Below are 12,242 nucleotides of genomic sequence, written 5' to 3' on the forward strand. Positions count from 1 at the left end.
ACAGTTAGTGGATTCTAGTTGAAGCGCCCAGATGCTCAGCGTAAGCTGACATCTGGGTTTTGTTTTTTTGGCGGGTGATGAATGCCCGCCGTTCTATGATGGCAGCTAATCATGTCTCACCTTAATTACAACCACTTGTATTACTTTTGGATGGTATGCAAGCAGGGCTCGGTGACCAAGGCGGCGGATGCTTTGTTTTTGGCACCCCAAACGGTCACCGGCCAGATCCGCGCACTGGAAGAGCGCCTTAAGGGTAAGCTGACCAAACGGGTCGGCCGTAACATCGAACCGACTGAGCTCGGGCAGCTGGTATTTAAGTATGCCGATAAGATGTTCGACCTGAGCTACGAGATGCTCGATATCGTCAACTACACCCAGCGAGAGAACTTGCTGCTCGAGGTCGGGGTGGCAGATGCATTGTCCAAGCGCCTGGTCAGCAAGGTGTTGATGGAGGCGCTGCCGGAAGACGAGCGTATTCACCTGCGTTGCTACGAATCAACGCATGAGATGCTGCTGGAGCAGCTGTCCCAGCACAAGCTGGATATGATTTTGTCTGATTGCCCGGTTGATTCCGCCCAGAGCCCGGGGCTGTACAGCAAGAAACTGGGTGAGTCGAGTATGAGCTTTTTCTGCTCGGATCCTATTAAGCCCCTGTCGTTTCCTGCCTGTATCGAAGACTACAAGCTGTTGATCCCGGGGAGGCGCACGGCGATGGGGCGTAAACTTCACCACTGGTTTGACAGGCTGGGTATCACTCCGAATATTCTCGGAGAGTTCGATGACGCCGCCTTGATGAAGGCATTTGGCTTGTACCAGAAGTCAATGTTCGTGGCTCCGTCGATTTATGCCGCCGAGTTGGAAGACAGCAAACACAATATCCGAGAGGTCAAACGGGTACGGGAGATTCGCGAAGAATACTACGTGATTTTTGCCGAGCGGATGATAATGCATCCGGCCGTTAAGCGGATTTGCGAGGCAGATTTTAGGAAGTTGTTTAAATAATGTTGCGCCGATTTGTTTGTTTGCTTTAATTCTAACCGGTTATGGCTAGAAAAGGCCGCCTGATTTAAGTACATTAGCATTAACTTAATTTAACGGGTGGTTCGGTATGGAATTACAGCAGATGGAGCAGAATGCACCGAAGGCGGTCGCCCTGCTCAAAGCGATGGCAAACGAGCGGCGCCTGTATATTCTGTGCTACCTGCTTGAGCAGGAAATGTCGGTCGGGATGATGAGCGAGCGGCTGGGCCTGAGTCAGTCGGCATTGTCGCAGCACCTTGCTTGGTTGCGGCGTGACGGGCTAGTGGATACCCGTAAGGAAGCACAGACGGTGTACTATCGGCTCAAGAGCGACGAGGTACGAGCCATGATCCAGCTACTGCATAAAATGTATTGCGGTGCCTAGCGCCTAGCATAGATGAATAGCAATCGTAGCTGCTGAGCAATAACTTACTGTGATTGGTATAACCTGTTGTTGCAGGTATAAAAAAACCGGCTGGCGCCGGTTTTTTTTAATAAATCAAAAACTCAAATTAAAGAGCTTTGATTTTAGCAGCTAGACGAGCTTTGTGACGTGCAGCTTTGTTCTTGTGAACCAGGCCTTTAGAAGCCATGCGGTCCATAACAGGTTGCATTTCAGCGAAAGCTTGAGTAGCAGCTTCTTTGTTGCCAGCTTCAATAGCAGCAATAACTTTCTTGAAGAAAGTACGCATCATAGAGCGACGGCTAGCATTGTGCTTACGACGTTTCTCTGAAGTGATAGCGCGCTTCTTAGCAGATTTGATGTTTGCCAAGGGTATAACTCCAAAACTTGGTACGGTGACAATTTAAGGCCGAGGACTATGCCTGTTAGACCGAAGAATGTCAAATGATTTGTGCAAATAACCGCCTAACCAATTGAATTGGCACTGGCGGATTATCACGGTTAATATGGCGGCAGATTTTACCAGCATTTGAACTCAGAAGTCACCTTCTGAGACCATCTTTATGAGGTTTTTTTTGTGAGCAAGCGTCTATTGCGTTCCGGACTGATAGTCAGCACCATGACATTGGTCTCTCGGGTGCTAGGTTTGGTGCGGGATGTGGTGGTGGCAAACCTGATGGGAGCGGGGGCAGCAGCCGACGTTTTCTTCTTCGCCAACAAGATCCCAAACTTTCTGCGCCGTCTGTTTGCCGAGGGGGCATTCTCTCAAGCATTTGTCCCGGTGTTGACCGAGTACCATGCTGCAGGCGATATGGACAAGACCCGCCAGCTGATTGCCAGAGCTTCGGGTACCCTTGGGGTGATCGTCACCGTGGTGACCCTGTTCGGGGTGCTGGGTTCCGGTGCAGTTACCGCATTGTTCGGCTTTGGCTGGTTCCTCGACTGGCTCAATGACGGGCCGTCGGCGGAAAAATTCGAGCTGGCGAGTCTGTTGCTCAAGATTACCTTCCCGTATTTGTGGTTCATTACTTTTGTTGCTTTGTCCGGGGCCATCCTCAATACCTTGGGTAAGTTTGCGATCTCCTCGTTTACCCCGGTTTTCCTCAATGTGGCGATCATCGGCTGTGCGGCCTTTGTCTCCCCGCATTTGGCCCAGCCGGAAATAGGATTGGCTATCGGGGTGTTCCTTGGCGGCTTTATCCAATTTATGTTCCAGATACCGTTTCTGTATAAAGAGGGGCTGCTGGTCAAGCCGCAGTGGGGATGGAGCGATCCCGGCGTGGTGAAGATCCGCAAGTTGATGCTGCCGGCTTTGTTCGGTGTCTCGGTGAGCCAGATCAACCTGCTGCTTGATACTTTTATTGCCAGTTTCCTGATGACCGGCTCGATCAGTTGGCTTTATTACTCGGATCGTCTGCTGGAGTTCCCGCTCGGCCTGTTCGGCATTGCCATTGCTACCGTGATCTTGCCTGCACTGTCGCGCAAGCACGTGGACAAGTCAGCGGAGCAATTTGCCCAGACCATGGACTGGGGCGTGCGTATGGTGCTGCTGCTGGGTATCCCGGCCATGCTGGGGATGATCGTGCTGGCCAAGCCGATGCTGATGGTATTGTTCATGCGTGGCGAGTTTGGCGTCCATGATGTCAATCAGGCATCGATGTCGCTGTGGGCGTTGTCAGCTGGCCTGCTCAACTTCATGCTGATCAAGGTACTGGCACCGGGTTACTACGCCCGTCAGGATACCAAGACCCCAGTGAAGATCGGGATCATCGCGATGGTCAGCAATATGGCATTTAACGCCATGCTGGCCCCGTTTTTCGGTTATGTGGGCCTTGCGATGGCCACGGCGTTGTCGGCGCTGGTTAATGCCGGTCTGCTATACCGCGGCCTGCACCGCGGCAACGTGTACCGAGTCAGCCGTGAAACCGGTTTTTTCGTCTTGCGTCTTGCGTTTGCTGGCGCGGCGATGGTCGGGATGCTTTTGTGGCTGTCGCCGGCAATGGCGCAGTGGATCGACTGGTCGTTGGTTCACCGTGCTGGTTGGTTGGCGGCTCTTATCGGTGTGGGCGTCGTTTCTTATGTCGCCGTGGTGCTGCTGCTGGGCGTTCGTCCGCGCCACCTGCGAGCGGCGGGTTGATCCTCCCGGGGCGATACTCGGGGTTTGGACGGCGCGGGCAGTTGACCCGCGCTGATAAAATACCCGCAAAAACAGCCTGAATATGATTGAAATTGGTATGATGGCTGGAGAGTAGTATATAATCCGGCAGTTTTTCACATTGCGAAAATGAATTTGGCGCATGGAATTGATCCGAGGAATACATAATATCCAACCCAAGCATCACGGTTGTGTGCTGACGATTGGGAATTTTGATGGGGTTCACCTAGGCCACCAGGCCGTGCTGCGCAAGGTGATTGCCACCGCGCAGTCGCTGGGATTGCCGTCGACGGTGATGAGCTTCGAGCCTCAGCCTCAGGAACTGTTTGCAGGGGATAATGCCCCGGCGCGCCTGAGCCGCTTCCGCGACAAATACCTGCAATTGCGGGAAGTTGGTCTGGAGCGTTTTTTCTGTGTGAATTTTAACCACCGTTTTGCTAATTTATCAGCGGAAGATTTTGTCCGCCGCTTGTTGGTTGAGCAATTGGGTGTTAAGTTTCTGGTTGTTGGCGACGATTTTCGCTTCGGTAAAGGCCGCAGCGGAGATTTTGCATACCTGCAAGCAGCCAGCAAGAAATACGGCTTCACTGTCGTCAGCACGCAGAGTTTCTGCGTGTCGGAGCAACGTGTCAGCAGTACCGCCATCCGCCAAGCCTTGGCGAACGATGATTTGGAGCTGGCTGAGTCCATGCTAGGGCGTCCATTCAGTATCAGTGGGCGCGTCTCTCATGGGCGGAAATTGGGACGGACTATCGGTTTCCCAACCGCCAATGTCCCGCTCAAGCGCCGGGTCTCCCCGGTGTCCGGCGTTTATGCCGTCGACGTTTACGGTGTCGCAGCCACGCCGCTTCCCGGTGTGGCAAATGTTGGCCGACGGCCAACGGTCAATGGGGTTCGCCGTCAGTTGGAGGTGCACCTATTTGATTTTCAGTCTTCGCTTTACGGAGCGCAGATTGACGTCGTGCTGCGGCACAAGCTGCGCGACGAGGTAAAGTTTGAATCATTTGATGCCTTGAAAGCACAAATTGAGCGTGATGCCCATTCAGCCCGGGTGTGGCTGTCTGAGCGTAGTAATGTCCAACTTCGTCCAAGTAACGGAATCGAGAATCAATGAGCGACTACAAAGATACCCTGAACCTGCCTGAAACAGGGTTTCCGATGCGAGGCAACCTAGCTCAGCGTGAGCCTGCAATGCTTAAGCGTTGGTATGATGAAGACCTTTACGGTGAGATCCGTAAAGCCAAGAAGGGTAAGAAATCCTTCGTACTACACGATGGCCCTCCATACGCCAACGGCGATATTCACATTGGTCACGCGCTAAACAAGATTCTTAAAGACATTATTATTAAGTCCAAGACTCTGTCTGGTTTTGATGCCCCGTACGTTCCAGGTTGGGACTGCCACGGTCTGCCAATCGAACTGATGGTGGAAAAGAAAGTCGGCAAGCCAGGCCACAAGGTGACAGCCGCTGAGTTCCGCGAGAAGTGCCGTGAATACGCTGCTGGTCAAGTTGAAGGCCAAAAAGAGAGCTTCATTCGCCTGGGCGTACTGGGTGAGTGGGACAAGCCGTACCGCACGATGGACTTCGATACCGAAGCCAACATCATTCGCGCGCTGGGCAAGATCGCCGATCAGGGCCACCTGCTAAAAGGCTTCAAGCCTGTTCACTGGTGTACTGACTGTGGTTCTGCACTGGCTGAAGCAGAAGTGGAATACAAAGACAAAGTATCCCCGTCTATCGACGTACGCTTCAAGGCGGCTGACGAAGCTGCATTGCTGGCTAAATTTGCCATGACCGAAGGCCACGAAGGCCACGGTGACGTGTCTATCGTTATCTGGACCACAACGCCTTGGACACTGCCTGCCAACCGTGCGGTATGTCTGCGTGACGATCTAGAATACGTTCTTATCCAAGTTGAAGCTTCTCCTGAAAACGGACAACAGCCTGAGCGTATCATCGTTGCCGCTGAGCTGGCCAAAGACGTGATGGACCGTGCCGGTATCGAGCACTTCCACAACCTTGGCTTCGCCAAAGGTGCCGATCTTGAACTGATGCAATTCCAGCACCCGTTCTACGATTTCACTGTTCCTGCGATCCTAGGCGATCACGTAACGACGGATTCGGGTACTGGTGTCGTACACACTGCACCTGGCCACGGTCAGGAAGACTTTGCGGTTGGTCAGAAATACAACCTAGAAGTGGCTAACCCAGTCGGCTCTAACGGCGTATACCTACCTGACACGGAGCTATTTGCCGGTCAGCACGTATTCAAAGCCAACGACGCGGTAGTCGAGACACTGAAAGAACACGGTGCCCTGCTGCACCACCACGCTTACGAGCACAGCTACCCACACTGCTGGCGCCACAAGACGCCAATCATCTTCCGCGCGACCCCTCAGTGGTTCGTGTCGATGGATCAGGCGGGTCTGCGTGCCAAGGCACTTTCTGAAATCAAGGGCGTTCAGTGGATGCCTGAGTGGGGCCAGAGCCGTATCGAAGGTATGGTTGAAGGCCGTCCAGAATGGTGTATCTCCCGTCAGCGTACCTGGGGTGTGCCAATTGCCCTGTTCGTCCACAAAGAGACGCAGGAACTGCACCCTAACTCAGCCGAGCTGATCGAGAAAGTCGCCAAGCTGGTTGAAGAAAAAGGTATTCAGGCGTGGTGGGATCTGGAAATTGCCGACATCATGGGCGAAGCCGATGCCGCGAACTACGAGAAAGTGCTAGATACACTGGACGTATGGTTCGATTCAGGCGTGACCCATTTCTCTGTGGTTGATAGCCGCGAAGAGTTCAACGGCGCAAGCGCTGATCTTTACCTAGAAGGTTCTGACCAGCACCGCGGTTGGTTCCAGTCATCGCTGATCTCATCGGTTGCGATGAAGGGCGTGGCTCCATACAAGCAAGTATTGACTCACGGCTTCGTGGTTGACGGTCAGGGCCGCAAGATGTCGAAATCTATCGGCAACGTAGTGGCACCGAAAGACGTAACCAACAAGCTGGGTGCGGATATCCTGCGCCTGTGGGTTGCATCGACTGACTACACCGGTGAAGTTGCGGTTTCTGATGAAATCCTTAAGCGCTCTGCCGATGCATACCGTCGTATCCGTAACACAGCGCGTTTCTTCCTGGCTAACATCAGCGGTTTCAACCCAGAAACTGACTGTGTACCGGCAGAAGAAATGGTGGCACTGGATCGCTGGGCAGTTGGCCGTGCAATGGCTGCGCAGGAAGAGATCATCCAAGCTTACAACGACTACAACCTGCACGCGGTAACCCAGCGTCTGATGCAGTTCTGTTCAGTTGAGATGGGCTCGTTCTACCTTGACGTGATCAAGGACCGTCAGTACACAGCGAAGCGCGGCGGCCATGCTCAGCGCAGCTGTCAGACAGCTCTGTACTACATCGTAGAAGCACTGGTTCGCTGGATGGCACCGATCATGTCGTTCACTGCAGATGAAATCTGGAACGAAATGCCAGGTCAGCGCGACAAGTTCGTATTTACCGGTGAGTGGTTCGATGGCCTGTTCGGTCTGGCCGAAGGTGAAGCACTGAACAACGAATTCTGGGCTGAAATCCAGAAAGTGCGTGGTGGCGTTAACAAGTTGCTTGAAGCGGCGCGTAACGAGAAAACCATCGGTGGTGCACTACAGGCAGAGATCACGCTGTACGCCAACGAAGCATTGGCTGCCAAGCTGAATATGCTGGAAGATGAGCTACGCTTTGTATTGTTGACCTCAAAAGCCGAAGTGGTTGTTGCTGAAGCCCAGCCTGAAGGTGCGCACAGCACTGACGTTGAAGGTCTGTACGTTGCAGTTAAAGCCTCTGATGCCAAGAAGTGTGACCGTTGCTGGCACCATGTTGCCGATGTTGGCACGATTGCGGGTCATGAAGAAATCTGTGGCCGTTGTGCAAGCAACATCGACGGCGAAGGTGAAGAGCGTAAGTTTGCCTAATGAGTAAGTTATCGCCTGAAAATGGGCTACCGCTTAAACAATCAGGAGTCCGCTGGCTTTGGCTGGCGGTACTGGTGTTCATCGTAGATATTGCCAGTAAGTTTCTGGTTATGAACACGATGGAATACGGTTGGCCAAACCGAATCGAAATCCTGCCATTTTTCAATTTGCTGTATGTCCACAATTACGGGGCAGCCTTTAGCTTTTTGAGTGATGCGGGCGGTTGGCAGCGTTGGCTGTTTACGGCGATTGCTCTCGGGGTATGTGGTCTGCTGACCTTCTGGATGCGCCGCCTGCCGGCGACCAGCAAGTTGGCCAATATTTCATACGCGCTGATCATTGGCGGTGCGCTGGGCAACTTGTTTGACCGGCTGTACCACGGCTTCGTGGTCGACTTTCTTGATTTCTATATCGGAAAGAACCATTGGCCGGCGTTCAATATTGCCGACATGGCGATTTGTATCGGTGCCGGACTGATCATACTTGAGGGCTTCTTGTCCGATCGCGACAAGCAAACCGTGAAGCATTGATCGGCCTATTGCCGAGACCTCATACCTGATAACCCTAAGCGCTGTCCGTTGATACGGGCGGCGCTTTGTTGTTAAATGGCAGTAACAAAACCCAGTATAAAAAGGATCTCTACATGCCGGTGATAACGGAAAACAGTGAAGTTCTCATGCATTTTGCCATTAAGCTGGAAGATGGCACTGTGGCTGATTCTACCCAGACCGCGGGTAAGCCGGCAAAATTCCGAATGGGAGACGGTAGCCTGACGGCTAATTTCGAACAATGCCTGCTGGGTTTGTCCTGTGGCCAGAAGTCGGCTTTCGAGCTGGCTCCCGAGGATGCCTTTGGTTTGCCTAACCCTGACAATATCCATCATCTAGACCGGGCCAAGTTCGGTGCCGACGTGCCCGCTGAAGTCGGAACCATTATTGCCTTTGCTGGACCTGATGGTCAGGATATTCCCGGGATCATTACCGATGTACTGGGGGACTCCGTGACGGTAGACTTTAATCACCCCCTTGCCGGGCAGCGTGTGACTTTTGAAGTTGAAGTCGTTGCCATTGAAAACTAAGAGCTGTAGCAATGAAAATCTTACTCGCTAACCCGCGTGGTTTCTGTGCCGGTGTCGACCGTGCGATCAGTATTGTTGAGCGTGCGCTGGAGCTGTACCAGCCGCCGATTTATGTTCGCCATGAAGTGGTTCACAACCGTTTTGTGGTTGAGGGGCTGAAGCAGCGCGGTGCGATCTTCGTCGAAGAGCTTTGCGAAGTGCCTGATGACAGTATCGTCATCTTTTCGGCCCACGGGGTATCTCAAACTGTACGTAGTGAAGCCAAAGCCCGTAAGCTGACGGTATTTGACGCGACCTGTCCGCTGGTGACCAAGGTGCATATGGAAGTTGCCCGTGCAAGTCGCCGTGATATGGAAGTGGTTCTGATTGGCCATGCTGGGCACCCGGAGGTGGAAGGCACTATGGGGCAGTATGCCAGCGAGGCGGGCGGCATGTATTTGGTCGAGAAGCCAAGTGATGTGGCCACGTTGCCAGTGAAAGATCCGGCCAACCTGCACTATGTCAGCCAGACGACCTTGTCGGTGGACGAAACGGCAGATGTGATCACCATGCTGCGCGAGGTGTTTCCTGAGATCCAGGGGCCGCGCAAGGATGATATCTGCTATGCCACCCAGAACCGTCAGGATGCGGTGCGCGAAATGGCCGCCGAGGTCGACGTGATGATAGTGGTCGGCTCGAAGAACTCATCCAACTCCAACCGCCTGCGTGAACTGGCGAACAAGCTGGGTACGCCGGGCTACCTGACCGATGCCCCGGAGGATCTGGAAGCTGCATGGTTCGATGGCAAGGCCAAGATCGGCGTGACTGCCGGCGCATCAGCTCCCGAGGAGCTGGTTAACCAAATCATCGAGCGAATCCAGTCACTGACCGGTGCCGAAGTCGAGGAGTTGACCGGCCGCGAGGAAAATATGTTCTTCGAAGTACCGCGTGAGTTGCAGGTGAAGAATCTCTGATTCGCAGAATGAATTTCCAACCCCGGCAATGGCCGGGGTTTTTTTATTTATCCCAACAGGCTACATTGGTCGGGTATTGATTTAGAAAGTTAACCAAGGGAGAAAACGCAATGGTGAGAATTGCGATTGCTGGTGCTGCAGGACGCATGGGCCGCCAGCTATTGAAGGCCACACATGTTTCAGAGCAGGCAACATTGGGGGCTGCGACCGAGCGTCCGGAGTCCACGCTGGTTGGTGCCGATGCCGGCGAGTTGGCGGGTGTGGGCCCATTGTCTGTGGCGATCGTTGACGACCTTGCCAAGGCGATTGATGACTTTGATGTGTTGATCGACTTTACCGCGCCGGCTGCTACCTTGTCTAACCTTGAGGTTTGTCGCCAGCACGGCAAGAAAATTGTCATTGGTACAACCGGATTTACCGAGCAAGAGCGTGTGGTAATTGATGCGGCGGCGGAAACGATGCAGATAGTAATGGCGCCGAACTACAGTGTGGGTGTCAACTTGGTGTTCAAGCTGCTTGAAAAGGCGGCCAAGGTAATGGGCGATTACTGCGATATCGAAATTATCGAGGCTCACCACCGTCATAAGGTCGATGCGCCGTCTGGCACGGCAATCGGTATGGGGGAGGCCATTGCCGGAGCGATGGGCAACAAGTTGAGCGATGTTGCGGTTTATGCCCGTGAGGGGATCACCGGGGAGCGCAGCCGTGACGAGATCGGGTTTGCTACGATTCGGGCTGGCGACATCGTCGGTGAGCACACAGCCATGTTTGCCGATATTGGCGAGCGGGTTGAAATTACCCACAAGGCTACCGACCGGATGACGTTTGCCAACGGGGCTGTCAGGGCGGCGGTGTGGCTCAATGACAAGCCTGCCGGGTTCTATACCATGCACGATGTGCTTGGGCTCGACGAGTTATAATTTGGAAAAACCGGCCGAATGGCCGGTTTTTTTATGCCTTGAAGCCTCGAAAATGTATTTGGCGAGTATGCTTGTCATAATTTGTTGCAGTATTCTTCGCTGGAATAGGGGGTGTTCAACGTCAATGCTTAATGCGTACCCTTTGCATAAAACATTATTTTTCACATGGGTTTTCTGGGGCTTGGTTTACTGGTATTGATAGTACATAAAATCACCCTTAAGGGGTGGTGTTTTGCTGTGTTTTATCCCTATTGGTTTTTAGATTGGCAAAATGTCATGATAAGTTGTGAATTTAATGGCTTTTTGATGAGGAAAATTGTTTGTGATTGATTATCCAGTTTAGGCAAACGATTAAATTTTCTTGTTCAGCTAAACCTTGCTTTTTGCAGGGTGTTTGCTGTTGTTTTTGGTGTCTTTGTGGTGTTTGGGTGTGTTATTGCCTGTAAATAAAATTAATTTTACGTGATTTCTTGACAGGTAAAGCATGCGTCTCTAGAATGCGCGCAATTTGTCAAAAATATGCTTGACTAGGTTTTTGACATTGTATGGAATGGGTAAGTGCAAGTTTATCTGTTTTGATTGCATTATTATTATACTTGGAGGTTGTCTTGAGCAAATCAGCGCTGTTAGTCCTGGAAGATGGGACAGTGTTCCGCGGCGTGTCCATTGGGGCAGATGGGTCGGCCGTTGGTGAAGTTGTTTTCAATACCTCGATGACGGGGTATCAAGAAATTCTCACCGATCCCTCGTACTCCCAACAGATTGTCACTCTTACTTATCCCCATATTGGCAACACCGGCACCAATGCCGAAGACGAAGAATCCTCCTCAATCCATGCCCAAGGCTTGGTAATCCGCGACCTCCCCCTCATTGCTTCTAACTTCCGTAATCAACAATCCCTTTCCGATTACCTCAAATCCCAGAATATCGTCGGCATCGCTGACATCGATACCCGCAAGCTCACGCGTCTGCTGCGTGAAAAAGGTGCCCAGAATGGCTGCATCATGGCGGGCGATAATCTGGATGAGGCGCTGGCGCTGGACCAGGCGAAAGACTTCCCGGGTTTGAAAGGGATGGATCTGGCAAAAGAAGTGACCACGGCCGAGCAATACCAGTGGAAACAGGGATCATGGACGCTGGAAGGCGGCCTGCCAGAAGCTCTGGATGACAGCGAACTGCCATACCATGTCGTAGCCTATGATTTCGGTGCCAAGCGCAATATCCTGCGCATGTTGGTTGACCGCGGCTGCCGTCTGACAGTGGTTCCAGCCCAGACGTCTGCCGAGGATGTACTGGCGCTTAATCCGGACGGTATCTTCCTATCAAATGGTCCTGGTGATCCAGAACCATGTACCTATGCCATTGAAGCTACCAAGGTATTTTTGGATAAGGGCCTACCGATTTTCGGTATCTGCCTTGGCCACCAAATCTTGGCGTTGGCCTCAGGTGCTCAGACCGTCAAAATGAAGTTTGGTCACCACGGTGCCAACCATCCGGTAAAAGACCTCGAGCGCGGCGTTGTGATGATCACCTCCCAGAACCACGGCTTTGCCGCTGATGAAGGCACGTTGCCTGAAAACCTGCGCGCAACCCACAAGTCGTTGTTTGACGGCTCGCTACAGGGAATCCATCGTACCGACAAACCGGCTTTCAGCTTCCAGGGACACCCTGAAGCTAGCCCGGGCCCACACGATGCCGCCCCGCTATTTGATCACTTTATCGAACTAATTAAAAAGCACAGCGCCTAAGCCGGAGT

The 12,242-nt window shown here is 52.7% G+C and carries 11 protein-coding genes; 10 read left to right on the top strand and 1 reads right to left on the bottom strand.

Going from position 1 to position 12,242, the window contains the following annotated elements; genetic code table 11:
• Positions 1-111 precede the first annotated feature (111 nt).
• Positions 112-1,002, top strand: coding sequence for a transcriptional activator NhaR (gene nhaR, locus ACSF8X_RS04970; protein WP_047879681.1), 891 nt, complete (start codon positions 112-114; stop codon positions 1,000-1,002).
• Positions 1,003-1,108: 106 nt separating this feature from the next.
• Positions 1,109-1,405, top strand: coding sequence for an ArsR/SmtB family transcription factor (locus tag ACSF8X_RS04975; RefSeq protein ID WP_047879682.1), 297 nt, complete (start codon positions 1,109-1,111; stop codon positions 1,403-1,405).
• Between the two features lie 127 nt (positions 1,406-1,532).
• Here the strand turns inward: ACSF8X_RS04975 and rpsT are convergent, their stop codons facing one another.
• Entirely contained in the window at positions 1,533-1,793 is a 261-nt protein-coding gene (rpsT, locus tag ACSF8X_RS04980; protein WP_047879683.1) for a 30S ribosomal protein S20, read from the bottom strand.
• A 207-nt stretch (positions 1,794-2,000) separates the two neighbouring features.
• Between rpsT and murJ the strand changes: the two genes are divergently transcribed.
• The 8 genes from murJ (at position 2,001) to carA (ending at position 12,234) form a co-directional block, all read left to right on the top strand.
• The gene (gene murJ / locus ACSF8X_RS04985) at positions 2,001-3,560 is read left to right on the top strand and encodes a murein biosynthesis integral membrane protein MurJ (RefSeq protein WP_047879684.1); all 1,560 of its coding nucleotides are present in this window, start codon (positions 2,001-2,003) and stop codon (positions 3,558-3,560) included.
• Between the two features lie 160 nt (positions 3,561-3,720).
• A complete protein-coding gene (gene ribF / locus ACSF8X_RS04990) occupies positions 3,721-4,692 on the top strand; it encodes a bifunctional riboflavin kinase/FAD synthetase (RefSeq protein WP_047879685.1) in 972 nt (323 codons plus the stop codon).
• Positions 4,689-7,535, top strand: coding sequence for an isoleucine--tRNA ligase (gene ileS, locus ACSF8X_RS04995; RefSeq protein ID WP_500850821.1), 2,847 nt, complete (start codon positions 4,689-4,691; stop codon positions 7,533-7,535). Before ribF ends, ileS begins: the two co-directional genes overlap by 4 nt.
• Positions 7,535-8,065 (top strand): signal peptidase II, encoded by a 531-nt coding sequence (gene lspA / locus ACSF8X_RS05000; RefSeq protein ID WP_047879687.1) that lies wholly within the window; start codon positions 7,535-7,537, stop codon positions 8,063-8,065. Before ileS ends, lspA begins: the two co-directional genes overlap by 1 nt.
• A 113-nt stretch (positions 8,066-8,178) precedes the next feature.
• Entirely contained in the window at positions 8,179-8,613 is a 435-nt protein-coding gene (fkpB, locus tag ACSF8X_RS05005) for an FKBP-type peptidyl-prolyl cis-trans isomerase (protein ID WP_047879688.1), read from the top strand.
• Between the two features lie 11 nt (positions 8,614-8,624).
• On the top strand, positions 8,625-9,566 hold the full coding sequence (ispH, locus tag ACSF8X_RS05010) for a 4-hydroxy-3-methylbut-2-enyl diphosphate reductase (protein WP_047879689.1): 942 nt from the start codon (positions 8,625-8,627) through the stop codon (positions 9,564-9,566).
• 110 nt (positions 9,567-9,676) lie between these two features.
• The gene (gene dapB / locus ACSF8X_RS05015; protein ID WP_500850822.1) at positions 9,677-10,486 is read left to right on the top strand and encodes a 4-hydroxy-tetrahydrodipicolinate reductase; all 810 of its coding nucleotides are present in this window, start codon (positions 9,677-9,679) and stop codon (positions 10,484-10,486) included.
• A gap of 608 nt (positions 10,487-11,094) precedes the next feature.
• Positions 11,095-12,234, top strand: coding sequence for a glutamine-hydrolyzing carbamoyl-phosphate synthase small subunit (gene carA / locus ACSF8X_RS05020; RefSeq protein ID WP_500850823.1), 1,140 nt, complete (start codon positions 11,095-11,097; stop codon positions 12,232-12,234).
• Positions 12,235-12,242 lie beyond the last annotated feature (8 nt).

Source organism: Photobacterium panuliri (assembly GCF_059920555.1).

Coding starts and splice junctions, on each gene's coding strand:
- nhaR (WP_047879681.1), top strand. CDS start 112: ATGTCTCACCTTAATTACAACCACTTGTATTACTTTTGGATGGTATGC.
- ACSF8X_RS04975 (WP_047879682.1), top strand. CDS start 1,109: ATGGAATTACAGCAGATGGAGCAGAATGCACCGAAGGCGGTCGCCCTG.
- ispH (WP_047879689.1), top strand. CDS start 8,625: ATGAAAATCTTACTCGCTAACCCGCGTGGTTTCTGTGCCGGTGTCGAC.
- ileS (WP_500850821.1), top strand. CDS start 4,689: ATGAGCGACTACAAAGATACCCTGAACCTGCCTGAAACAGGGTTTCCG.
- fkpB (WP_047879688.1), top strand. CDS start 8,179: ATGCCGGTGATAACGGAAAACAGTGAAGTTCTCATGCATTTTGCCATT.
- dapB (WP_500850822.1), top strand. CDS start 9,677: ATGGTGAGAATTGCGATTGCTGGTGCTGCAGGACGCATGGGCCGCCAG.
- ribF (WP_047879685.1), top strand. CDS start 3,721: ATGGAATTGATCCGAGGAATACATAATATCCAACCCAAGCATCACGGT.
- lspA (WP_047879687.1), top strand. CDS start 7,535: ATGAGTAAGTTATCGCCTGAAAATGGGCTACCGCTTAAACAATCAGGA.